The sequence below is a fragment of the Amycolatopsis sp. lyj-23 genome (genome assembly GCF_046549135.1).
In the GTDB taxonomy this organism is placed as follows: Bacteria; Actinomycetota; Actinomycetes; order Mycobacteriales; family Pseudonocardiaceae; genus Amycolatopsis.
Genome location: NZ_JAJPWN010000012.1, coordinates 20,674 through 43,058 on the forward strand (window position 1 = coordinate 20,674; position 22,385 = coordinate 43,058).

The following is a 22,385-nucleotide window of genomic DNA, read 5'->3' on the forward strand; positions in this document are numbered from 1 at the left end:
CCGGGGACCGTCGTCAACCGCGCGCTTACGGCAGCAGCGTCGTCACGAACTTGTAGCGGTCGCCGCGGTAGACCGAGCGGGCGAACTCGACCGGCTTGCCGTCCGTGGCGAACGAGTGCCGGGTCAGCATCAGCACCGGCATGCCGACGTCCGCGCCGAGCATCTCCGCTTCCTGCGGCCCGGCGAGCGACGTCTCGATCGTCTCTTCCGCGCGTTCGAGTTCGACGCCGTAGTGCTCGCGTAGAACGGCGTACAAGGAACCGCCGGCCGAGACGTGCTTGCGCAGCCCGCGGAACCGGCCGAGCGGGAGGTGCGTCGTTTCCAGCGCCATCGGCTGCGAGTCCGCCAGTCGAAGGCGTCGAAGGCGGAGGATCTTCGCGCCGGTCCGGATGGCCAGCAGCTTGGCGAGGTCGCCCTCGACCGGCATTTCCTCGACTTCGAGGAGCTTCGACGACGGCTTCAGGCCCTGCTTGCGCATGTCCTCGGTGTAGGAGGACAGCTGCAGCCGCTGGGCGAGCTTCGGCTCGGCCGCGAACGTGCCCTTCCCCTGCACCCGGTGCAGGCGGCCCTCGGCGGTCAGGTCGGCCAGCGCCTGGCGCACGGTGGTGCGGGAGACCGTGAACTCCCCGGCGAGCGCGCGTTCGGTCGGGATCGGCGACCCCGGCGGCAGCACGTCGAGCAGGTCGAGGAGGTGCTGTTTCAGCGCCCAGTACTTGGGCTCGCGCTGCCCGCGCATCCCGGCGACGGCGCCCGCCTCGCCCGTGGTGGTGGTCTCCAACATGCCCGGCTCCCTATGTCTTCCCTCATCGCACGCCACGTCCCCGTAAGAAACGTACCCTTTTCCCCAAACGCGCCGCCCCTATAACATTGGTCTAGACCTGACCGACGCCGCCTGAGTCCGGTACATAATGCCGGAGGTGGAGAGGAAAATGATGACCGAACAACGGCCCGGCGAGCACATGGCCGCGGAGATCGCCCAGCAGCCGGACGTCTTGGCGGGACTGGTGGCGCGTCAGGCGGAAATCGCCGAAGTGGCGGAAAAGATCTCACACCGCCCGCCGCGGTTCGCTTTGCTCGCGGCGCGTGGATCGAGCGACCACGCAGCGTTGTACGCGAAGTACCTGATCGAGGTACTGCTCGGCCTTCCGGCCGGTCTGGTTTCCCCGTCCACGGCCACGCTGTACGGCGCGCGGCCGGACCTGCGGGACGTGCTGTTCGTCACGGTGAGCCAGAGCGGCGGCTCGCCTGACCTGATCGAGGTCACCGAAACGGCCCGGCGGCAGGGCGCGCTGACGGTGTCCGTGACCAACACGCCGGACTCGCCGCTGCGGGCGGCGTCCGAGCTCGGCGTCGACATCGGCGCCGGTGTCGAGAAGGCCGTCGCGGCCACCAAGACGTACTCCGCGACGCTGATGGCGCTGTACCTGCTCGTCGACGCGGTGCGCGGCGGCAAGGCGGCCGACGCCGAGAAGATCGGGGAGCTGGCCCAGCAGACGCTGGACGGCGCCGCCGAGGGCGTGCAGCACGCGGTCGACCGGTACCGGTTCGTGAACCGGGTCCTCACCGCCGCCCGTGGCTACTCGTACGCGACCGCGCTGGAGGCGTCGCTCAAGCTCGCCGAGACCAGCTACCTCGCGGCCCGCGCGTACAGCGGCGCCGACCTCCTCCACGGCCCGGTCGCGGCGGTCGACGACCAGACCGCCGTCCTCGCGGTGACCAGCGCCGGGCACGGCGCCGACGCCATGCGCGAGGTCATCGACGCCGTCGGCAAGCGCGGCGCGGACGTCGTCGCGATCGGCTCGGCGTCGGCGCAGACCCCGGCGGCGCTGCGCATCGACGTGCCGCAGACCGTCGAGGAGCTGGCGCCGATCCTGGAGATCCTGCCGATCCAGCGGATCGCGCTCGGCCTGTCGCTGGCCCGCGGCGGCGACCCGGACAGCCCGCGCGGCCTGCTGAAGGTGACCAAGACGAGGTGAGCTTCGCGATCGGCGTCGATGCCGGTGGCACTTCGACCAGGGCCGCACTGGTCGACGCCACCGGGGCGGTGCTGGGCACCGGGCGCGGCGAAGGCGCCAACCCGAACGCGCACGCGCCCGAATTGGCCGCGGGCCGGATCGCCGACGCGATCACCGCGGCGCTCGGCGGCCGCGACCCCGGCGCCGCGCGGGCGTGCGTCGTCGGGATGGCCGGGGTCAGCAAGCTGAGCGACCCGGGCGTGGCGGGGGTCTTCGACGCGGCGTGGACGCGAATCGGTCTCACGTGTGCCGTCCGGACGGTCGCCGACGCCGAAGTGGCGTACGCGTCGGCGACCGCGGCGCCCGACGGGACGGTCGTCGTGGCCGGCACCGGCTCGATCGTGGGCCGCATCCGGAAGCGGCGGCTGGCCGGCACGACCGGCGGCTACGGCTGGCTGCTCGGCGACGAGGGGTCGGCGTTCTGGCTCGGCCGCGAAGCCGTCCGCTCCACTTTGGAGGCACTGGGCCGCGGGCTGCCGCTGGACGGGCTGCCATCGGCGGTGCTGGCCACCGCGCTCGGACTGTCCCCAGTGGACGTGCGCGGCGACGACGGGCGGCTGGCGGCGTCCCGGGCGTTGATCACCGCGGCCAACGCCGAGGCACCCGTGCGGCTCGCCCGGTTCGCCCCGCTGGTGAGCGCGGCGCACGACGCGGGCGAGCCCGCGGCCCGGGAGATCGTCGCCCGCGCGGCCGGGCACCTGGCCGAGCACGCCCTCGCGGCGCGCGAGCCCGGCGAGTCGACCCCGGTCGTGCTCGTCGGCTCGGTGCTCACCGGAGCGAGCCCGGTCGGCGGCCTCGTGCGCCGCCGTCTGGCCGGTCTCGAGGTGCTGACCAGCTCCGATGGGGTGCTCGGGGCGGCCTGGCTGGCCGCCGTGGACGCCTTCGGCGAGGGGACGCCGAGGCCCCGGCCGTAGAGATATCGAGCAAAACGCGGCGCAAAGATGCGAAAACGTCGACTGAACCCGGGTAGTCCGGGTACCGTAGGCAGTGGCCCCCGGACCCTCCCCCCTCGCCGGGGGCCGCCTTATGCCCCGGGTACGTCGTCCGAGCGGGTTTCCGGCTCCAGGCGCAGGCCGGGGTGCTCCGGCGGCAACGCCCGGTAGAGCACCCAGCCACTGACCGCGACGGTCAGCGCGACGAGCGGCCACGACAGCACCGTGCGCGCCACGCCGAGCGCGAGCACCTGGCCGGCCCACCACAGCAGGCCGTAGACGACCACGCGCACGGTGTACTGGAGCACCCACACCCAGCTGGCCCGCGAGTAGGCCTTGAGCAGCACGGCGTCGCGGCGCCAGCGCGTCTTCTGGCCCAGCAGCAGGCCGACGACGACGCCGAGCAGCGGCCACCGCACGACGATGCTGGCCGCCCACAGCAGTGCGCTGGCCACATTGGACATCAGCTGCAGCAGGAAGAAGTCCTGGGCCCGGCCGGTGTGCAGGGCGATGAGCGCGGCCGCGACGACGGCGGCCACGCTGACGACCAGCGCGCGGACCTTGCCGCCCCGGGCGATCCGGTAGACCCCGACCACGACGGCGACCGCGAGGGCGGCACCGGCACCCCAGGCGACGGACTGGCCGGCGGCGAGCCACCCGGCGACGAAGCCGACGGGCGGGATGCTGGCATCGAGCGCGCCTCGGCGGCCACCGAGGATCTGCGCGAGCGATTCACGGGGTTCTCCGGACACGTGTCCAGCCTGCCGGATGCCGTCCGGAACGCCCCGGGCAGGGAGATCTTCGCCACACGCGGTGTCCGGATTACCGCCGGGTGGGCGGTTTCACGGCATGCCGAAGGTGAAGACTGCGTAATAGAGAGGCGCAGAAGACCGACAAGATAAGACACTGTTACCGCAGGCTGAACGCCCGGGGGTGGAGCGGGTTTGCGGCTGATGGTTAGTTGAGGTGTACAACTACATGTCGGGGTGTGTCGGTCGCAGGGATGGGAAGGGGACCCACGTGTACGGATTCGACAGCTACGTAGCCCTAGGTGACAGCTTCACCGAGGGTCTCAACGACGGCCTGCCGGACGGCTCTTTCCGCGGCTGGGCCGACCGGCTGGCGGAGGTCCTGGCGGGCGGCCGCGGCGACTTCCAGTACGCCAACCTGGCCCTGCGGGGCAAGATGCTCGACGAGATCCTGGACGAGCAGCTGCCGATCGCACTGGAGCTGAAGCCGGACTTGGTCACACTGTGCGCCGGCGGCAACGACATCATCGTCCCGGGCGCGGACGTGGACGCGGTGACCGCGCGCCTGGAGGAGGGCGTGGCGAAGCTGCGCGAGGCGGGCATCCCGGTGCTGATGTTCAACGGCCCGGACACGAAGGTGCTGTCGGTGATGTCGGTGCTGCGCGGCAAGGTGGCGATCTACAACACGAACCTGTGGGCGATCGCGGAGCGCTACGGAGCCCGGATGGTCGACCTGTGGACCATGGGCCCGCTCCACGACCGCCGAGCCTGGAGCGACGACCGGCTGCACTTCTCCCCGGAAGCCCACCGCCGCATCGCGCTGAAGGCGGCGGAGGTTTTGGGGATCCCCCTGGAGAGCGACTGGCGCGAGCCGTGGCCGCTGGAGGACACGCCGAGCCGGTGGATCGACTCGCGCCGCTCGGACCTGACGTGGACGAAGGTGCACCTCCTGCCGTGGATCCGGCGGCAGTTGCGCGGGGAGTCGATGGGGGACGGGTTGTCGCCGAAGCGGCCTCAACTGGCTCCGTTCGTGCCTTTGGACGTGCTCGAGGTGCCGGACAGCGCTCCGCAGCAGCAGGCCAGCTGAAGAGGCGCTTCGGGTTTCGAGCTTTCTGGCCTTCGGGGCGCTCACGAGTGGCTGAGTAGCCCGGCGCGCGGAAGGTAACCCTTCCGGGTGGAATTTGAGCCTTCCCGACCGCGAACGGCGACCAGGAGGCGCGGCCGGGCCTAGGAGTCGGCGGCCCGCTTGAGCGCGATGGCGCGCGCGACGACTGGGGAGTCGCGGCGCTTGGCGCTGCTCGCTGTCAACCGCGGTTCCGCTTGCCGCCGCTGCCGCTCCGCCCACGACCGCCGCCCACCCTCGTTCACCTGCCCGCTTCCCACCAGCCTCCCCGCCGGACCGCCCCCAGACCTGACCCGCCCTCCCAGGGGGAACCACCCACATCCACCGTACCCACCACCTCCGACAGAAAGTGCCCGTCCGAACACGATCTCTCCAGTTGTCCACATGTCGACTTGCCTGGGGACAACTTGTGGATCGTCACCCGGATTCGGGTCGCCAACCTGCGGCACCCGGCTTACAGTCCCCTTATGCGTCGGCGCTGGATCCTCGTGGTCCCGATTGCGGTGCTGGTCACAGCGCTGCTCGCGGGGGTCGCCACCTGGACTCAGGCAGGCAGCCTCGAGCGGGACCTCGCCGCCCGGGCCCAGACCGCCCTCTTCCAGGCCGGCCTTCCCACCGGCGACGTCCGCTTCGACGGGCGGGACGCCACCCTCAGCGGCTTTCCGCCCACGCTGGCGCTCCGAGCGCTCGAAATCGTGCAGAACGTCGACGGGGTCCGGGCCGCCAAGTTCAACGGCGATGTCACCCCCGTCGCGCCGAGCGGCAGCGACACCACCGCCACCGCCACGAGCCCGCCGACCGAGGCCCCCACCACGAGCACGAGCACCAGCCCGCCGCCGACCACCAGCACCACCGCGCCGCCGCCCACCGACAAGGCCGGTGTCCAGGCCGAAATCGACCGGATGCTCACCGAGACCCCGATCGTCTTCGTGCCCGACTCCGCCGAGCTCACCCCCGACGGCGAACAGGCCGCGCGCAGCATCGCGATCGCCCTCGCCAAGTCGCCCGACGGCTTCCGGTACCGCGTCACCGGGCACGTCGCGCGGGGGCCCGGCGGGGAGAGTGCAGCCCTGCAGCTCTCGCGGGACCGCGCCCGGGCCGTCGCGCGGATCCTCACCGCCAACGGGCTGGCGGTCCGGCGCGTGACCTACCGGGGGCTCGGCGACACGCGGCCGGCCACCGGCGGCGAGGAAGACCGGCGTGTCGAGATCACGGTCGTTTGAGGGGTGATGAACTGATGTTCTGGCTGTTCGCGCAGATCTGGCTGTGGCTGGTCGTCGCCTTCGCCCTCGGCGCGCTGACCTCCTGGCTCGTGCTGCGCGCCACCGCGCGGCCCAAGGCGGAGCCCGCGCCCGAACCCGTCGAAGAAGAACCGCCGTACGAGCCGCCACCGCCGCCGCTGTCGACCGAGCAGACCCAGTTCATCCCGGCCGCCTGGGCGCAGCACGAGCACGATCGGCGCCCGGGCGTCGCCGACGACGAAGGAGCCGATCCCGTCGGCCACCGCGAAGGGCACCTGCCGCTGCCGCCGCAGCGCGGCTCGCAAGCCGAGGACTGGCCCACCGAAGACGAGCCCGCCTGGCCGCAGGCCGAAGAGCCGGAGGACGCCCCTCGGCCGTGGCACCGGCCTGGGCGCGGTGGCTGACACCCATCCTGGTAAGTTCGGCTACGCACTGTGAGCGAGGGCTGAGGAGGGGGTGGAGTGGCGCTCCCCCATTGGACGCCGCAGCAGGTCCTGCCGCCGGGCCGGCACGCGGGTGATCTCGCCGACGTCTACGAACGCCTGGTGTTCGACGCCCCGCACCAGAACGAACGCGAGATCCTGTTCAGCGCGCTCAACAGCTACCTCGGCGTCGCCCGGCGGATCATCCCGTCCGGCCGCGCCTGGATCGGCGGCGAGCTCATCACCCGGACCGCCCACCCGCCGCGCAGCCTCGACGTCGTCCTCATCCCGGACGAGTGGGGCGCGCTCAAGCGGCTGGACGACGACGGCCGCTCCGCGCTGTACGGCCTGCTCACGCTGCGCGGCGTCATCGTCGGGCAGCCGGCGATGTACCTCGATCAGGTGCAGCCGGTCGGCGGCATGCTGGACGGCTTCCTGTGCCGTCCCGGCGACGAAGACGTGTGGGCCGAGGTCTGGGCCGAAGGCGGCAGGGGCTACCCGGAGATGATCTGGTGAGGAACGAGTTCCGGCGCATCGCCGACGAGATCCCCGGCGGGACGTGGCTGGACGACCTGGCCCGCGCCTCGGCGATGGCGGCCAACGCGAAGTTCGAGCGGACGTCCCGCTCGCCGCTGCTGCACGTCTCGGTGATCGGCGAGCAGACCATCGACGCCTACACCTTCTCCGACATCAGCCGGGCCCTGCAGGACGCGACGGCGAAGATCGGGCACATCATCCGCAACCCCTCCGGCGAGGTCACCCAGGTCCAGCAGACCGACCGGGACAAGGCGCCGCTGATCCAGCGCGGCCAGGCGGGCAACGCGATCTTCTTCGGCTTCCCGGAGCCGCTGGCCGACGACGCCCTGATCGTCGACGGCATCGAGACGCTCTCCGAGCGCGCGGTCAAGGAGCTGTGCGACTTCCTGCCGGCGAACGGCTCGGACGACGGCGCGCTCGACGCCGTGCTCCTGCAGCGCGACACCGTCCGCAACGCCGTCAGCGACATCGTCAACGCCGTCGCGAAGAACGCCGGCATCGGAATGGCGCTGACCCCGACCGCGGGCGAGCAGGTCACCCGCAGCATGACGACCGAGCAGGCGCGGATCCTGCAGGGCAGCCTCCGCGAATCGCGGGAAGAGGTCGGCTACGAGACGGTGCGGGGGCGGCTCGACGGCGTCCGCACCCGGCGGCGGATCTTCTACCTCGACCGGGAGTCGGGCGGCACGATCCAGGGCGCGGTGGCCCCCGATCTGCTCGACCAGATCAAGGAGAACCTCGACCGTCCGGTGACCGCCCGGCTACGGGTGGTGCGCACGACGACGATCGACGGCCGCCGCGGCCGTCCCGTCTTCGAGCTCCTGGAAATCACCCCGGAAGTAAGCCTTTTCGACTGAGAAGTCCGGTATCAGACTTTCGTCTTGAACGTCGGTACCGACGGTCGTCGTAGGCCTCACGGTGGTGCCCGGAGGTGCGCCGGATATTTACGATACCCGCTGCGAGGTCGCGAAAGGCCACGTTCAACAGTGGGAACTCCGATATTCTTCCCATTGATCACCGGGCCACACCCTGCCCGCGGTGTCAGGAAATATCGATACCTGACGCCAAATGGTGGGACAATGACTTTTTCCGGAATGTAACAATTTCGTCCTGGGCCACACTTATGGGTTAACGTCGTCGCACTCCCACCCGAAGGGGTTCGCATGATGACCGACCCGCAGTACCCGCCGGTGACCGCGCGCCACGGACGGCCCGCCCCGCCGGTGACGGCCACGGAACGTCGTCAAGCCAATGCGAAGCACTCGCGGAACATCCTGGCGATCGTCGGCCTGCTGCTCGGCGTGGCCGCGCTGGTCGTCACCTTCGTCCCCGGCGTCCAGTTCGTGGCGTGGCCGCTGGGCGGCATCGGGCTCGTCCTGGCGATCGCCGGGCTGGTCCAGGTCAAGAAGGGCACCGCGGGCGACCGCGGGCTGGCGATCACGGCCACCGTCGTCACGGTCGCGGCGCTGCTCACCACGGCCGGGATGCTGCTGTACTCGACGTTCTTCGGCGGCGGCGAGAGCGGGCTGCACATGCCCGCGGTGGCCGGCGACAAGCACGCCGTGACCTTCCAGGTCACCTCCGCGGGCGGCGCGACCGTGCGCTACGGCAGCCTCAGCGACCAGCGGACCGAAAACGCGCCCGCGAGCACCGACGCGTGGCAGGGCCAGGCCTCCTACAACAATGGCTCCTACCTGTTGACCCTCACCGCGGACACCCGCAATGCGACGGTCAGCAACGAAATCAGCTGCGCCATTCTCGTCGACGGCAAGAAGGTCGCGGAAAACAGCGGGGCGACCATCGCGCTCTGCACGGCGAACGTCGGCTGACGCGCCGCGCGCACCCCGCCTGGCGACCGGCCGGCCTACCCCCACTTCGGCCGGCCGGGCCGCCACGAGCCGCTCATGGCGGCTCCGGGCCCCTTCGCGGTTTCCCGCGCGGGGCCTGGCGCCGGCGTCTCAGCCTGCCCCTCCCCTAGGGCTCAGCCGGCACCGCCGAACCTACGCGGGCACCGCCCGCGCGCACTAAGAATCCACTAAGGATTCAGCGTGCGGGCGGGGTCGTGACCCATTCGCAACGAAATTCCCGCCGCGCGAAACTGTCGGAAAGCGTTCACTGCAGATCGGCCAGTTCGGTGCGGACCTCACCGACGAGCTTCGGGTGCACACGCTCGTGAATGCGCACCGACAACGCCAGTTGTTCGCGGGCGCCGTCGAGGTCGCCGCGGGCCCGCAGGACGCGGCCCAGCGTCAGCCGCAGGGCCCCTTCCCGCGCGACGAACTCGCGGCTGATCGCCAGGTCGATCGCCTCCCAGGCGTACCGCTCGGCGGCCTCGTGGTCCCCGGCGCGCAGGCTGAGCTCGGCCAGCTTGTCCAGCGAGACGACGACCCGGTCGTCGTCGCCCAGCTCGCGGTCGATCCGCAGGCCGGCGCGCTGGTGGACGAGCGCGTCGGCGAGCCGGCCCGCCCGCTTCTCCGCCTGCGCGCAGCTGCTGAGCGCCTGCCCGCGCAAAACCACGTCGGGCGCGTTCGCGACGGCCTCGGCCAGCCGTTCGACGGCCTTCTCGTGTTCGCCGAGCCGGCTCAGCGCCCGCCCGAGGTGCAGGTCCACCGACGTGCGCAGCCGTTCGTCGGGCCGGGCGGCGGACAGTTCCGCCGCTCGTTCGGCGTCGGCGAGCCCGAACCCCGGCAGCTCGAACGTCAACGCGATCTCGCACCGCGCGAGCCGCAGCCAGCACTGCCCGGCGACGTCGCCCGCGGCCTCGGCGGCGGCGACACCGAGGTCGGCCATCCGCGTCCACTCGTCCAGCAGCGGGCACGCGACGCGGTAGGTGTGCCCCAGCCGGGCCAGCCGCCAGACGTCGTCGTGGCGGCCCGCGCCGTACGCGGCGTCGAGCACGGCCAGCAGGTTCGGCCACTCCGCCGCGAACCAGGCGTGCGCCTCGGCGAAACCGGGCAGCGGCGGCATGGCGTCGTCGGTGAGCACGCCCGAGAAGTCCAGCGGGTCGGCGACCGGGCCCAGCCGGCGCCGCGCCCGGTCGGCCACCGCCTGGTAGTAGCGGACCGTCCAGCCGAGCACCTCGTCGCGCTCCTTGTCGGTGAGCTCCTGCTCCGCGAGCTCCCGCAGGTACAGCCGAACGAGGTCGTGCGGCACGAAGACGTCCCGCTCGGTCTCGGCGATGAGGTTGTGCGCGGCCAGCGCGCGCAGCCGCCGCCGGGCCTCGGCCACGGTGATCTGCCCGGCCGCGGCCAGCACGTGCGGGCCGACCAGCACCCCGGGCACCGCGCCCAGCTGCAGGAACGTCTCGGCGACTTCGCCGGGCAGTCCGCGGAAGGAGACGTCGAAGGCCGCGCGGACGCTGTCGTCGGCGCCGTAGACCTGCAGGCCCGCCAGCCGGGTGCGTTCGTTGCCGAGTTCGTCGACCAGTTCCTCCGCGGTCCGCTGCGCGCCCGCGGAGAGCCGCGCGCCGGCGATCCGCAGCGCCAGCGGGAGGTAGCCGCAGAGCCGCGCGAGGGCGTGGTTGAGGCTCGCCGGGCCGGCGAGCTCCTCGATGAGCGCCACGGCGTCGTCCGGGGCCAGCGTGCCCAGCACGCGCTGCTGAGCCGCGTTCGACACGGCGAGCCCGTCGAGGCGCGAGCGGCTCGTCACCACCGTCATCGTCCGCGCGCTCGGCGGCAGCAGCGGGCGCACCTGCTCGGCGGTGCGGGCGTCGTCGAGCAGCACCAGCATCCGCCGTCCGGCGATCAGCGACCGGTAGAGGGCGACGCGTTCGTGCAGCAGCTCCGGCACCTTCGCCGTCTCGACGCCGAGGCCGAGCAGGAACTGCGTGAGCAGCTCGGCGGGCTCCAGCGGCGGGTGGTGCGGGTCGAAGCCGCGCAGCGACGCGAACAGGACGCCGTCCGGGAACCGCGCCGCGACCCGGTGCGCCCACCACACGACGAGGGTGCTCTTGCCGACCCCGGCGGTGCCGGTGACCACCGCGATCGTCGTCTGCCCGGCCTCGGCCCGGCCGACCAGGCCGTCGAGCCACGCCAGTTCCTCGGCCCGCCCGGCCAGGCTCGGCACGGCCGCGGGCAGCTGCGAAATCGCTTTCGCCGCCTCGCCGACGGCGGCCGGGACGACGACGTCCCGCGCCGGGAGGTCGTCGTTGAGCACCCGCTCGTGCAGCCAGCGCAGCTCCGCACCGGGCTCGACACCGAGGGTGCGCAGCGTCGCGCGGGAGACGGTCCGGTACAGCTCGAGCGCGTCCCCGCGGCGGCCGGCGTGGTACAGCGCCCGCATCAGCTGGCCCGCGGTCCGCTCGGCCAGCGGGTCGGCCCGGACGATCGGGCTGAGCTCGACGATCAGTTCCGCGTGCCGGCCGAGTTCGAGGTCGGCGTCGACGCGGGCGCCGTGCACAGCGCGGCGCAGGTCCTCCAGCTCCGGGGCCCGCAACGAGTCGGGGACCCCGCCCAGCGCCGGGCCCTGCCAGAGCGCGAGCGCCTCGGCGAGCAGCGCGGCGGCGACTTCCGGGGTGGCCAGCGACGCGCGGTCCAGCAGCGTGCGCGCCCGGTGGACGTCGATCCGGTCGGGGTCGATCTCCAGCCGGTACCCCGGCGGCGTGGTGAGGATGCGCGGGCCGTCGAGCTCGCGCAGGACCCGCCGCAGGTGGGAGACGTTGCCGTGGACGATGGTCCGGACGGTCGCCGGCGGGTCGTGCCCCCACAGGGCGTCGATGATCTCGTCGAGGCCGACGACCTTGCCCGGCCGCAGCGCCAGCAGCGCGAGCAGGCCGCGGACGCCGGGCCCGCCGATCGGGACGGGGTCGTCGCCGTGGAAGAGCTGAACGGGCCCGAGCAGCTGGAGCCGGGTCTGGGCCATGTGCGCGCCCACCTCCCGGGTCCACGGTGTCCCCCGGCGTCGCCCCCGCCGGAAAAGTCAACCTACCGTGATCGCCGGCCGGCGAATACCGCCCCACCGGGCCGGGACCAGGACGTTTCGCGACGCTGCGGAATCCGCAGCGGCCGCGCGAGGGGCCTGCGGATGGCGCGGACGTGAGAAGACCCCGCACCACCGGTCCCGATCCGGTGGTGCGGGGTCACTGGCAAAACTCCCGGCCGGGCCGCCAGGGGGCCGGTCCGCCCGTCCGCCACCGAGGGCAACCGGGCGGGTGAGCTCACCCCGAGCGAAGTACCCGCCGCCGGCCGTCCGCGAAGACGTGTTGCGCGGGCCACACACCCACGCGGTGGCGACACGGTAACAGGGCGCACCGGGCCCGTCACCGGCGGGTGCCGTTTCCGCGCCTTCCGAAGGTTTCGGGCGGCGGAACCGGGGGTACGGCTCAGCGCGTGATCGGCGTCGAATCCCGGCCGGCGATGAACGCCGGGCGCGGGGCACTCGCCGCGAACGGCTCCTGCAACGCGTTCTCCACGCTGTTGAACACCAGGAAGATGTTCGAGCGCGGGTACGGGGTGATGTTGTTGCCCGAGCCGTGCATGGTGTTCGAGTCGAACCACAGGGCCGAGCCCGCCTGGCCGGTGAACTGGTCGATGCCGTGCTCGGCCGCCAGCCGGGTGATGTCGTCCTCGGTCGGCACGCCCACCCGCTGGTCCTTGAGCGAGCTCTTGTAGTTCTCTTCCGGCGTCTCGCCGGCGCACTGGACGAACGTCCGGTGCGAGCCCGGCATGATCATCAGGCCGCCGTTGAACGGGTGGTTGTCCGTCAGCGCGATGGAGCAGCTGACCGCGCGCGGGGCCGGCATGCCGTCCTCCGCGTGCCAGGTTTCGAAGTCCGAGTGCCAGTAGAACCCGGTGCCCTTGAACCCCGGCATGTAGTTGACGCGGCTCTGGTGGAGGTACACCTCGGAACCGAGCAGCTGCCGGGCCCGGTCGAGCACGCGCGGGTCGCGCACCAGCTCGGCGATCAGGGCCGAGATCTCGTGGACGTCGAAGATCGACCGGACCTCACCGGTCTTCGCCTCGGCGATCACGCGCTCGTCCCGGGCGAGCTGCTCGTCGGAGGACAGCCGCACCAGTTCCTGCCAGTACGTCTGCACCTCGCCGACCGAGAGCAGGTCGTCGACCACGGTGTAGCCGCGTGCCTCGTGGTTCGCCAACGTGGCGGCGTCGAGCGGGCCGTCGGCTTCGGTGCCCCACACGGTGGGGTGCACGCGCGGCAGGTGCTCCGGCGTACCGGTGATCCGGGTCGGGTAACGGTCGCCGACCCGGGTGTCCGTCAGCGTCACGGGGTTCGCCTCCTGTTCCCTCGGCGGTTCCTACTCGGTGATCAGCGGGTAGACGCCGTTCTCGTCGTGCACCTCGCGGCCGGTCACCGGCGGGTTGAACACGCACACGCACTTGATCTCGGTCTTCGGCCGGACCTGGTGCTTGTCGTGGTCGTTGAGCAGGTAGAGCGTGCCGGGCTTGAGCTCGTACACCTGGCCGGTGGCCAGGTCTTCGATCTCGCCCTCACCGGAGGTGATGAACACCGCCTCGATGTGGTTGGCGTACCAGAAGTCGTTGACCGTCCCCGCGTAGAGCGTGGTCTCGTGCACCGAGAAGCCGACGCCCTCCTTGGCGAGGACGATCCGCTTGCTGCGCCAGTTCTCGGTCTTGATGTCGGCGTCGGTGTCGGTGATCTCGTCCAGCGTGCGGACCAGCACGGGCAATCTCCTTACTTGGTCAGAACGGCCTTGATGGACTCGTCGATGATCGACAGGCCTTGGGTCAGCTCGTCGTCGGTCAGCGTCAGCGGCGGCAGCAGCTTCATGACTTCGCCGTCGGGGCCGGAGGTTTCCATCAGCAGGCCGCGCGCGAAGGCCTCCGCGCACACCCGGCCCGCGAGGTCGCCGTTGGCGAACTCCAGGCCGCGCGCCAGGCCGCGGCCCTTGGCGGCCAGCTTCGCCTCCGGGTAGGCCTCGACGATGCCGGAGAACGCGGTGGCGATGCGCTCGCCCTTCGCCTTGGTCGACTTCTCGAGCGCGTCGTCGCTCCAGTAGACGTCGATCGCTTCCCTGGCGGTGACGAACGCCGGGCTGATCCCGCGGAAGGTGCCGTTGTGCTCGCCCGGCTCCCAGACGTCGAGCTCCGGCTTGATGAGCGTGAGCGCCATCGGGATGCCGTAGCCGCTGATGGACTTCGACAGGCAGACGATGTCCGGCGTGATCCCGGCGTCCTCGAAGCTGAAGAACGGGCCGGTGCGGCCGCAGCCCATCTGGACGTCGTCGAGGATGAGCAGGATGTGGTGGCGCTTGCAGAGGTCGTCGAGCCCCTTCAGCCACTCCAGGCGCGCGGCGTTGATGCCGCCCTCGCCCTGCACGCCCTCGACGATCACCGCGGCCGGCTCGTTGAGCCCGCTGCCGGAGTCCTCCAGGAGCTTCTCGAAGTACAGGAAGTCCGGCACCGCGCCGTCGAAGTACCTGTCGTACGGCATCGGCGTGGCGTGCACGAGCGGGACACCCGCGGCGCCGCGCTTCATCGAGTTGCCGGTGACCGACAACGCGCCCAGCGTCATGCCGTGGAAGGCGTTCGTGAAGTTGATGACCGATTCGCGGCCGGTCACCTTGCGCGCCAGCTTCAGCGCGGCTTCGACGGCGTTCGCGCCGCCCGGGCCGGGGAACACGACCTTGTAGCCGAGCCCGCGCGGGTCGAGGACCTTGTCGCGGAAGGTCTGCAGGAAGTCGCGCTTGGCCACGGTGAACATGTCCAGGGCGTGGGTGACGCCGTCGCGCTGGATGTAGTCGATCAGGGCCTGCTTCAGCTGCGGGTTGTTGTGCCCGTAGTTGAGCGCGCCGGCCCCGGCGAAGAAGTCGAGGTAGGGCTTCCCGCTTTCGTCGTACAGGTGGCTGCCCTGCGCGCGGTCGAACACGACCGGCCAGCCGCGGCTGTAGCTGCGTACTTCGGATTCGAGCTCTTCGAAGATGCTCATGTGTTTCTTTCTCTCCTACTCGCCCGGATTCGTCGGCGGCATCAGCGGACCGATGCGGTAAAGCTCCTCCGGCAGGTGCCCGGCTTCGGGGAAATCTTCGCCACCGAACAGCACACTGGTTTCCGTCGCGGCGTTCCACCGCTTCGCGAAGGACGCGAACAGCCGGATGGACGCCTCGTTGTCCGGGGTGATCGTGGTCTCGAGGTAACGCACGCCCTCGCCGACGAGGCGCGTGTACAGCGTGTCGAGCAGGGCCCCGGCCAGGCCCTTCCCGCGCTGGGAACCGTCCACCGCGACCTGCCAGACGAACGCGGTCGCCGGCTCGTCCGGTCTGCGGTAGGCGATGACGAAACCGACCGCCTCGCCGTCCTCACGCGCGACCACCGATGTCCCGGCGAAATCGCGGCACCACAACATGTATGCGTACGGCGAGTTGAGATCGAGCTTCGCGGAATCGCGCGCGATTCGCCACAGCTGCGCGCCGTCCGCCTTGGTCGGGGATTCGATCAAGTGCGTTACGGACATACTCAGGAAACGTAACAGAGAAGTTTCTTCGTGCCAGCGATGCAGCTCACGACCCCCGCGATGACCTGCGAAGACGCCGGGGACCCGGTGAGCAGTCGCACAACGGTGTTTGAGGTGGCAGGCAGGTGGGCATACGCGCGCTCGGGGCACGGACGCACGGCCCGTGACCTACTCGCACCATGAACCTTCGCGCCGGTGATCGCAAGGCGACGGGCCGGAATCCGTCAGCGCGGACTCGGTGCCGGCTCCCGCTCCGCCGTGCTCTTCCGGGACGACCGCCGGGTCACTTCGAGCACGACGGTCTTCGCTTCGCGGGACCGGGCGCGGCGGTGGCCGAGCCGGCGCAGGAGGGCGCGCACCGGCGTCACCACCGCCGGCAGGACCAGCAGGCCGGAGACGACCAGCCACCACACCGCGCCCTCGCCGCGGCGCCAGCCGGCCACGACGCCGCCGAGCCAGCCGAAGAACGGCCGGGCGAGCGGGGGCAGGAACGCGGCGAACAGCAGCGCCGCCACGACCAGCGTGCCCAGCGCCGTGAGCAGCCACCGCGTCCTGTGGCCGGTCGTGAGCAGTGCCGTCGCGAGGTAGACGGCCGCGCCGGCCAGGACCGGGAGGCCGACCCACTGCAGGACCGCGCCGCCGTTGTTGCCGAGCACCAGCCCGGCCAGCAGCGCCAGCACCCCCGCGGCGAGCGAGCCCGCCGGGCCGAGCCGTGACGCGCCCTGAGAGACCCTCGCCGTGCTCCTGGCGACCGTCCGCAGCATGCCCGCGACCGTCTGCGGCCAGCCGCCGGGCAGCCGGAACGCGACCGTTCCGGCGTTGACGGTGGCGGCACCGAGCGCGACGAGCGTCCGGGTCAGCCGGGCCGTGCCCTGCTCACCGGCGAGCTTCTCCGCCGAGACGCGGCAGGCCTGGAACTGGGCCTGCGCGGCGGCGACGTCGATGCGAGGCAGGTCCCCGGCCAGCGCCTCCTCGATGCCGGGGCGGTCGTCGGCGTCGTAGCGCGAAGCGAGGGTGACGACCGGGAGCTCCTCCGCGGCGATCTCGGCCTGCCGGGCGCGGGCGAGCACCATCGCCGTGACCGGCAGGCTGGCCGGGCGCACGGCACCCGGCTTCTCCACCGGGTTCAGGTCGGCGTCGAGACCGAGGAAGGCCAGCTCGGCCGTCAGCTGGTCGCGCAGCTGCCCCGCCTCGGCCGGGGTGCAGCGGTCGCGCTCGTCCGGGGCGCGCCAGACGGGCTTCAGCGCGGCGACGAGTTCGTCTCGGAACGTCCCGGGCCCGACGATGTCCCGCAGCGTCTCGAGCCGCACCGGGTCGAGCAGGCACTGGACCAGCCAGCCCGCGCCGTCGATGCGGCCCCACATCCAGTCGCTCGCGCGCCACGACGCCTTGTAGAAGGCGCCGAAGTAGCTCGCCTGCATCCCGGTCAGCTTGTCCCACGACCGGCGGCGCGTCATGTCCAGCAGCGTCCGCGAATCGGCGCTGACCTGCACGAGGTCGACCCGCTGGTCGACCGACGGCGCCTGGGCGAGCAGCCCGCGGGTCGCCACGTGCAGGGTGAGCAGCCGCGCTTGGACGACCTCGTCGCCCGCGGCCTCCGGAGCCTCCGGGGACTTCGGAGCCGCCGGGCCGAGGGCCAGCCAGTCCAGCAGGGTCGTGACGGTGCCGCACTGCCCGGGTGCCGCGTCGGCGAGGGCGCGCAACGTCGGCGCCGCCGCCCGCAGGCCCGCGACGACCTTCGGCCACGCCTCGGCGACGGCGGCCGAGCGGCCCAGCCCGGCCCACTCCTCGGCGAGCTCGCGGACCCAGGCTTCGAGGGTGCTGCTCGCGCCGGGCCCGGGGTGCGCGGCCACCCACTGCGCCAGCCGCACCCCGCGGCCGGCGGTCCGGCGGGCCGCGTGCAGCTGGGCGCGCGCGTCGTTCAAGGTGCCCGCGCTCGCGACGTCCGGGCGGAGCCGGAACCCGGCGTTGACCAGCTGGAGGCCGGTGGCGACGGCGTCGTCGAGCGCGGTCGTCCGGTAGCCGACCAGGTCCGCCACGGCCAGCACGGCCGGCGGCGGTCCGGTGGGCACGCCGGTGCTCAGCCCGGTCACGGCGATCGCGCGCAGTTGCCGCGACATCCCGGACGCCCAGTCGCGGTCCGGGGTGTCGGCATCGGACAGCGCGTACCGGCGGGCGGCGACGCGCACCAGCTCGGCGGCGTCCTCGGCGGTCCGGCGCTCGAGGTAGGCCGCGGCGATCCGCGCGTCGACCAGGCAGCCGGGGCCGCCGCGCAGGCCCAGCGCGGCCAGCGAGACGCGGGTGTCACGGGTGCGGAGCACGGCGTCGTTGTGGCGGGTCAGGTCGTCGAGCTCGGCGCTGATCGACTGGCTCATCACGGTGTTGACGACCTTGGCCAGCGCGCTGGAGAGCAGCGGCGGGTCCACCGGGTCGCAGCCGAGGGCCTCGGCCTCGCGTTCGCCGGTCGGCACGACGTAGAGCAGCAGCCGGCGGACGTCGGCGTGCGACGGGCGTTCGAAGATCTCGCGCAGCGCCGGCCGCAGCGGCTTGTTGAGCAGGACCCCGCCGTCGGTCAGCCAGTGCGAGCGGGTCAGTTCGGTGTACGGCGTCATGTCGGGGTGCAGCCGGTCGGTGCCGCCGGTGCCGATCGGCATCCGCGAGAGTTCGAACGCACCGGGGAAGGACGCGGTGGAGCGGGCCGCCAGCGCGAGCGGCCCCTCCACCCCGTTCGTCCACAGTGGACCACAGAACCGGAACAGCATCCGGTGTTCCGTGTCGCGCACCAGGTTCCCGAGCGCGTCGTCGAACCGGGTGGTCTCGCCGTCGATCATCGTGCCGGTGAGCAGCACGGTGATGTCGGGCTCGCCGGCGGGCGGGGTGCCTTCGGCGGTGATCTGCCGCAGCGCTCGTTCGACGTCCCCGAGCAGCACGCGATCGCCGTCGAGCACCGACCGCGGCTGCGCCTCTTTCGCGTCCCGCACGAGGTTTTCCAGCGAACCGGTGGTGATCCAGGTGTCGCGGAGGACCTGCGGCGTCGACCCGAAGGCCTCGGCCAGGCCCAGGCAGGCGGCGTTGATCCCGCCGGCGCTGGTGCCGGTCAGGACGTCGACCGAGACACTCGCGCGGAGGACGTCGAGCAGTTTCCGGTACAGCCCCGGTGCGGTGTCCCGGCGCGACTCCCGCAGCAGCTGCGACGTCTCGGTGGCGACCCCGCCCATCCAGATGGCCAGGCTGGCCCCGCCCACCATGGTCATCGCGAGCCGGATTTCCTGCGGCCACGGTTGCGCGGTCCCGTCCATGGGAGTCTCCCGTCTTCCAGACGGAGAGTAGAGGCGAAAGGTGTCCGCGGGGATACATCCGCGGGTACGGACTTGTGCACCCGCTCAGCCGCCTGCCGTGACCACCACCTTGCCGAACTGGCCGTTGGCCTCGAGGTAGCGGTGCGCGTCGGCGATGTCGGCGAGGTCGAAGGTCCGGTCGACCCGCGGCCGGAACGTGCCCGCCCGGACCCCGGCGCGGACGAAGTGTTCCGCACGGGCCAGCCGGTCCGGGTCCAGCGTGAGGTCGAAGGCGTTGAACAACCGCATGGTCGGCACGAACCACAGCGGGAACGGGGTTTCCTTCGTGTCGAGCGCGCCGTAGACGACGAGCGTCCCGCCCTTGGCGGTGGCCGCGGCCAGCTTGCGGACCCCCTCGCCGGCGACGGCGTCGAAGACGAACTCCGCGCCCTTGCCGCCGGTGATCTCCAGCGTGCGCTCGGTGATGTCCTCGTCGTCGGTGACGATGACGTGCGCGGCCCCGGCGCTCTCGAGGCGCGCCTTCTTCGCGGCCGTGCGCGTCGCGGCGATCGGGATGGCGCCGAGGTGGTTGGCGACGTCGATGGTCGCGAGCCCGACGCTGCTGGAGGCCGCCGTGATCAGGACGAAGTCGCCGGGCCGGACGTGTCCTTCGTCGACGAGAGCGCCGTAGGCGGTGAGGAACGGCCCCCACAGCGCAACGGTCTCGGCGGCGTCGAGCCCCTCCGGGCGCCGGAGGACGGCCGACGCGGGAACGATCGCCGCTTCGCCGTAGACGCCGTAGTTGCGCATCGAGAAGCCCGCGACCGTGCTGACCGCGTCGCCGGCTTCGAACCCGGTGACACCGTCGCCGACGGATTCGACGGTGCCGGAGGCGGAGTAGCCCAGCTTGGCCGGGAACGCGCCGGGTCGTTCGAAGTAGGTGCCGGAGCGGAACATCGCTTCGGCCCGGTTGAGCCCGATCGCCTCGACCCGCAACCGCAGTTCGCCGGGGCCCGGTTCGCCGAGGTCGACGTCCACGAGCTCCAGCACTTCCGGTCCGCCTTCGGCCGCGAACCGCACTGTCTTCGTCATTCCTGGTTCCTTTCCGTGTCTGCCGGAATCGATCGTGCTCGACAGACGTTGCCGCAGGAAGACGGCACTTTTCTGGTACGACGGCACACGCCTGTTACGAACGGGGTCACGACGGTGGACAGTGGCGAAACTCCTTCCGCGGACACGTGCTCCGTCCGCGAAGTGCTCGACCTGGTGGGCGACAAGTGGGCGATCCGGGTCCTGGTCCAGCTGGGGCCGGGTCCCCGCCGGTTCAGCGAACTCGAGCGCGCGCTCGGCGGCGTCTCCCGGCGGATGCTGTCGCTGACGCTGCGGGGGCTGGAGCGCAACGGGTTGGTGACGCGGAAGGTGTACCCGGAGGTCCCGCCGCGGGTGGAGTACACGATGACCCCGCACGCCGCGGAACTGGACGAGCCGCTGCACGCGCTTTCGGCGTGGGCGGCGAAACACCGTTCGAAGGTCGCCGAGGCGAGGCGGGCGTTCGACTTCGCCTAAGCCGCCAGGTGCTCCAGCAGCAGGACCTGGGCCTCACCGACCGCGAACCCCAGCACCGCGCCCGTCGCGATCAGGAGCCACTCGTCCTGCTCGAACGCCGGGCGCAGCAGCCGTTCGAACTCCCGCGGGGACAGCTGCTTCATCTTCGACACCAGCACGTTCCGGATGTCCATCGCGTCGGCCGCGTAGTCCTCGATGTACCGCATCGTCTCCGGCAGCCGCGACATGATCTGGGACGAGATCGCCAGCTTCACGTCCTGGTACTTGCGGCTGCCCACCGCGAACACCAGCAGCGGCTTGGCGACGCTGCCGAGCTCGCGGTCCAGCTGGCGCTGGATCAGCGCCAGCACCCGGTCCGACAGCGGGCCGTGCAGGATCGCCTCGATCACGTTGTGCGGGGTGATGATCTCCTTCGCGATCAGCGAACCGTACGCCTCCGCCACCTCCGCGCGCCGCTTCAGGAACAACCCCTGCCACGTCACGCCGAAGTACTTGCGCGGCTCGATCGGGTAGAAGATCATGCGCAGCGCCAGCCAGTCGGTGAACCAGCCGGTGAACAGGCCGAAGACCGGCATGATCGGCGGGAACTTGAACAGCACCCACGCCACCATCTGGATGACGCCGATCGCGCCGCCGAAGACCAGGCCCGACCGGGCGATGAACTTGAACTCGCGGGCGCCCGCCTCCTGGAAGATCCGGTTCAGCAGCCGCTTGTCCTTGACCAGGCTGGTGACCACCATGCCCTTGAGGTCGAACACGCTGTCCACATCGGACTTGATCAGGTCGAGCACGGCCGCGACCATCCGCGGCGACTCGTGCTGGACGCGCTCGATCACCAGCCGCTGCACCCGGACCGGCAGCGACTCCCACAGCCCCGGCCGGTAGTGCCCGGCCACCTCGCGGACGATGTCCTCGACGCCGGCCAGCAGCGGTTTCTCGATCTCCTTCGCGATCCGCCCGGCGTCCAGCCGCGCGACGACCTCGGCCGGCTTGATCAGCTGTTCGGTCATCGTGTCGCAGGCGATGCTCGCCATGCGGGCCGCGCGCTTCGGCACGACGCCCTGCCAGCCGAGGAACGGCTTGACGCCGATGAACTCCACCGGCTGGAACATCATCCGGATCGCGACGAGCTTCGTGCCGTAGCCGATCAGCGCCGCGACGACCGGGATCGAGACGTAGAGGGGCCAGTGCTGCGCGAAGTCGGCGAGGACACCGCCGAAGAAGGCCCCCACCCCGCTAACCCAGGCTCGGGTCGCAGGCCTGCCAGAACTGCGCGCCGAGGCGCGAGACGTGGATCGTCCGCCGGACGAACTTCGCGCGCCGGACGTGCTTTTCCGCCGCGCGCACCGTTTCGTCGGTCAGCAGGATCTCGTACTGCGTCTCCAGCGACGGCACCTCTTCGTCGAGGTCGACGAGGCCGAGCCCGATCAGCCGGGTCACGTAGCCGGGCACCTGGTCGGGCAGCGACACCCCGGCCGACTTGCCGACCGTCGAGGCGTTGCGCAGCACGACCCGGCCGTTGCCGCCCAGACCGGTCCGCTCGACGACGTCGACGGCGGGGAACGGCGAGCCGTCGGACAGCGCCGAGAGGATGCGGGCCTCGTCCGGCGTCAGCTGGCGCAGGATGATCGCGTAGAAGTACTCGCGGGCGCGCTCGCGGCCGAAGCCGATGGAGTGGTTGAGCAGCTCGGCCATCGCCGCGCGCAGCGGCTCGGCGTGGTTGTCGCGCGCCGGCACGAGCGTGACGGTGGCTTCGACCTTGCCCGGTACCGCCGCGCGGTTCATCGCCGACGCCGCGGTGAGCGCCGCGTGGTACGGGTCGTCGACCTCGTCGAGCCGGTGGCGCAGCTCGGTCAGCAGCCGGCGTTCCACCTGCCGGACGCCGCGTTCGGCGGTCTCGACGCCGGGCAGCTTGCGGCCGACCGCGAAGCCGGTGCGCGCGGCCCAGCCCGCCAGCTGACCGGCGCGGCGGGCCAGCCCGGCCACGTCGCCGGCGGCACCCCGGCCGTTCGGTCGCTCTGCGTTCACGGGTGGGCTCCCCTCTGCGTACGCGCTGATGCTACCTGCGAGTAGGCCGAACGGAGGTGTGACT

The 22,385-nt window shown here is 71.8% G+C and carries 20 protein-coding genes; 9 read left to right on the forward strand and 11 right to left on the reverse strand.

Annotation, left to right across the window (positions count from 1 at the left end):
• Positions 1 to 25 precede the first annotated feature (25 nt).
• A complete protein-coding gene (locus tag ACLJPY_RS28775) occupies positions 26 to 781 on the reverse strand; it encodes a GntR family transcriptional regulator (protein WP_206785318.1) in 756 nt (251 codons plus the stop codon).
• Positions 782 to 929: 148 nt separating this feature from the next.
• Between ACLJPY_RS28775 and ACLJPY_RS28780 the strand changes: the two genes are divergently transcribed.
• Both ACLJPY_RS28780 and ACLJPY_RS28785 read left to right on the forward strand, forming a co-directional pair.
• Complete coding sequence (locus tag ACLJPY_RS28780) at positions 930 to 1,976, forward strand: SIS domain-containing protein (RefSeq protein WP_410593118.1); 1,047 nt, start codon at positions 930 to 932, stop codon at positions 1,974 to 1,976.
• On the forward strand, positions 1,973 to 2,929 hold the full coding sequence (locus ACLJPY_RS28785; protein ID WP_410593120.1) for an N-acetylglucosamine kinase: 957 nt from the start codon (positions 1,973 to 1,975) through the stop codon (positions 2,927 to 2,929). The genes ACLJPY_RS28780 and ACLJPY_RS28785 overlap by 4 nt, the downstream gene beginning before the upstream one ends.
• Positions 2,930 to 3,039: 110 nt before the next feature.
• Here ACLJPY_RS28785 and ACLJPY_RS28790 read toward each other — a convergent pair whose 3' ends face one another.
• On the reverse strand, positions 3,040 to 3,699 hold the full coding sequence (locus tag ACLJPY_RS28790) for a DUF3159 domain-containing protein (protein ID WP_410593122.1): 660 nt from the start codon (positions 3,697 to 3,699) through the stop codon (positions 3,040 to 3,042).
• A gap of 268 nt (positions 3,700 to 3,967) precedes the next feature.
• Here ACLJPY_RS28790 and ACLJPY_RS28795 point away from each other — a divergent pair, with 268 nt between their 5' ends.
• The 6 genes from ACLJPY_RS28795 (at position 3,968) to ACLJPY_RS28820 (ending at position 8,848) form a co-directional block, all read left to right on the forward strand.
• Positions 3,968 to 4,783 carry an SGNH/GDSL hydrolase family protein gene (locus tag ACLJPY_RS28795; protein WP_410593123.1) on the forward strand — a complete coding sequence of 272 codons (816 nt, stop codon included), beginning with the start codon at positions 3,968 to 3,970 and terminating at the stop codon, positions 4,781 to 4,783.
• Between the two features lie 503 nt (positions 4,784 to 5,286).
• Positions 5,287 to 6,042 carry an OmpA family protein gene (locus ACLJPY_RS28800; RefSeq protein ID WP_410593125.1) on the forward strand — a complete coding sequence of 252 codons (756 nt, stop codon included), beginning with the start codon at positions 5,287 to 5,289 and terminating at the stop codon, positions 6,040 to 6,042.
• Between the two features lie 14 nt (positions 6,043 to 6,056).
• On the forward strand, positions 6,057 to 6,464 hold the full coding sequence (locus tag ACLJPY_RS28805) for a hypothetical protein (RefSeq protein ID WP_410593127.1): 408 nt from the start codon (positions 6,057 to 6,059) through the stop codon (positions 6,462 to 6,464).
• 57 nt (positions 6,465 to 6,521) lie between these two features.
• Positions 6,522 to 6,998 (forward strand): DUF6932 family protein, encoded by a 477-nt coding sequence (locus ACLJPY_RS28810; protein ID WP_410593129.1) that lies wholly within the window; start codon positions 6,522 to 6,524, stop codon positions 6,996 to 6,998.
• Positions 6,995 to 7,876, forward strand: coding sequence for a hypothetical protein (locus ACLJPY_RS28815; RefSeq protein WP_086852001.1), 882 nt, complete (start codon positions 6,995 to 6,997; stop codon positions 7,874 to 7,876). Before ACLJPY_RS28810 ends, ACLJPY_RS28815 begins: the two co-directional genes overlap by 4 nt.
• Before the next feature lie 306 nt (positions 7,877 to 8,182).
• A complete protein-coding gene (locus tag ACLJPY_RS28820; RefSeq protein ID WP_410593131.1) occupies positions 8,183 to 8,848 on the forward strand; it encodes a DUF4190 domain-containing protein in 666 nt (221 codons plus the stop codon).
• 283 nt (positions 8,849 to 9,131) lie between these two features.
• Here the strand turns inward: ACLJPY_RS28820 and ACLJPY_RS28825 are convergent, their stop codons facing one another.
• The 7 genes from ACLJPY_RS28825 to ACLJPY_RS28855 form a co-directional block, all read right to left on the reverse strand.
• Complete coding sequence (locus tag ACLJPY_RS28825; RefSeq protein ID WP_410593133.1) at positions 9,132 to 11,879, reverse strand: BTAD domain-containing putative transcriptional regulator; 2,748 nt, start codon at positions 11,877 to 11,879, stop codon at positions 9,132 to 9,134.
• Positions 11,880 to 12,339: 460 nt separating this feature from the next.
• A complete protein-coding gene (thpD, locus tag ACLJPY_RS28830; protein ID WP_410593135.1) occupies positions 12,340 to 13,242 on the reverse strand; it encodes an ectoine hydroxylase in 903 nt (300 codons plus the stop codon).
• Between the two features lie 30 nt (positions 13,243 to 13,272).
• Positions 13,273 to 13,659, reverse strand: a complete 387-nt coding sequence (locus tag ACLJPY_RS28835; RefSeq protein WP_410593137.1) for an ectoine synthase — start codon at positions 13,657 to 13,659, stop codon at positions 13,273 to 13,275.
• 11 nt (positions 13,660 to 13,670) lie between these two features.
• The gene (gene ectB, locus ACLJPY_RS28840; RefSeq protein ID WP_410593139.1) at positions 13,671 to 14,924 is read right to left on the reverse strand and encodes a diaminobutyrate--2-oxoglutarate transaminase; all 1,254 of its coding nucleotides are present in this window, start codon (positions 14,922 to 14,924) and stop codon (positions 13,671 to 13,673) included.
• 15 nt (positions 14,925 to 14,939) lie between these two features.
• Positions 14,940 to 15,449 (reverse strand): diaminobutyrate acetyltransferase, encoded by a 510-nt coding sequence (ectA, locus tag ACLJPY_RS28845; protein WP_410593141.1) that lies wholly within the window; start codon positions 15,447 to 15,449, stop codon positions 14,940 to 14,942.
• A 224-nt stretch (positions 15,450 to 15,673) separates the two neighbouring features.
• Positions 15,674 to 18,748 (reverse strand): patatin-like protein, encoded by a 3,075-nt coding sequence (locus ACLJPY_RS28850; protein ID WP_410593143.1) that lies wholly within the window; start codon positions 18,746 to 18,748, stop codon positions 15,674 to 15,676.
• 84 nt (positions 18,749 to 18,832) lie between these two features.
• Positions 18,833 to 19,819 (reverse strand): zinc-dependent alcohol dehydrogenase family protein, encoded by a 987-nt coding sequence (locus ACLJPY_RS28855; RefSeq protein ID WP_410593145.1) that lies wholly within the window; start codon positions 19,817 to 19,819, stop codon positions 18,833 to 18,835.
• 114 nt (positions 19,820 to 19,933) lie between these two features.
• Here ACLJPY_RS28855 and ACLJPY_RS28860 point away from each other — a divergent pair, with 114 nt between their 5' ends.
• Positions 19,934 to 20,293 (forward strand): winged helix-turn-helix transcriptional regulator, encoded by a 360-nt coding sequence (locus tag ACLJPY_RS28860; protein ID WP_410593146.1) that lies wholly within the window; start codon positions 19,934 to 19,936, stop codon positions 20,291 to 20,293.
• Here ACLJPY_RS28860 and ACLJPY_RS28865 read toward each other — a convergent pair.
• On the reverse strand, positions 20,290 to 21,525 hold the full coding sequence (locus ACLJPY_RS28865; protein ID WP_410593147.1) for a DUF445 domain-containing protein: 1,236 nt from the start codon (positions 21,523 to 21,525) through the stop codon (positions 20,290 to 20,292). The two genes, ACLJPY_RS28860 and ACLJPY_RS28865, sit on opposite strands and share 4 nt — an antisense overlap.
• 4 nt (positions 21,526 to 21,529) lie before the next feature.
• The gene (locus ACLJPY_RS28870; RefSeq protein ID WP_410593148.1) at positions 21,530 to 22,321 is read right to left on the reverse strand and encodes an Abi-alpha family protein; all 792 of its coding nucleotides are present in this window, start codon (positions 22,319 to 22,321) and stop codon (positions 21,530 to 21,532) included.
• Between the last annotated feature and the right edge of the window lie 64 nt (positions 22,322 to 22,385).

What these genes read in the sequence shown, in the direction of transcription:
- ACLJPY_RS28775 (WP_206785318.1), bottom strand. Translation starts at nt 781, where the DNA reads ATGTTGGAGACCACCACCACGGGCGAGGCGGGCGCCGTCGCCGGGATG.
- ACLJPY_RS28780 (WP_410593118.1), top strand. Translation starts at nt 930, where the DNA reads ATGATGACCGAACAACGGCCCGGCGAGCACATGGCCGCGGAGATCGCC.
- ACLJPY_RS28800 (WP_410593125.1), top strand. Translation starts at nt 5,287, where the DNA reads ATGCGTCGGCGCTGGATCCTCGTGGTCCCGATTGCGGTGCTGGTCACA.
- ACLJPY_RS28805 (WP_410593127.1), top strand. Translation starts at nt 6,057, where the DNA reads ATGTTCTGGCTGTTCGCGCAGATCTGGCTGTGGCTGGTCGTCGCCTTC.
- ACLJPY_RS28820 (WP_410593131.1), top strand. Translation starts at nt 8,183, where the DNA reads ATGATGACCGACCCGCAGTACCCGCCGGTGACCGCGCGCCACGGACGG.
- ACLJPY_RS28825 (WP_410593133.1), bottom strand. Translation starts at nt 11,879, where the DNA reads ATGGCCCAGACCCGGCTCCAGCTGCTCGGGCCCGTTCAGCTCTTCCAC.
- ectB (WP_410593139.1), bottom strand. Translation starts at nt 14,924, where the DNA reads ATGAGCATCTTCGAAGAGCTCGAATCCGAAGTACGCAGCTACAGCCGC.
- ectA (WP_410593141.1), bottom strand. Translation starts at nt 15,449, where the DNA reads ATGTCCGTAACGCACTTGATCGAATCCCCGACCAAGGCGGACGGCGCG.
- ACLJPY_RS28850 (WP_410593143.1), bottom strand. Translation starts at nt 18,748, where the DNA reads ATGGACGGGACCGCGCAACCGTGGCCGCAGGAAATCCGGCTCGCGATG.
- ACLJPY_RS28855 (WP_410593145.1), bottom strand. Translation starts at nt 19,819, where the DNA reads ATGACGAAGACAGTGCGGTTCGCGGCCGAAGGCGGACCGGAAGTGCTG.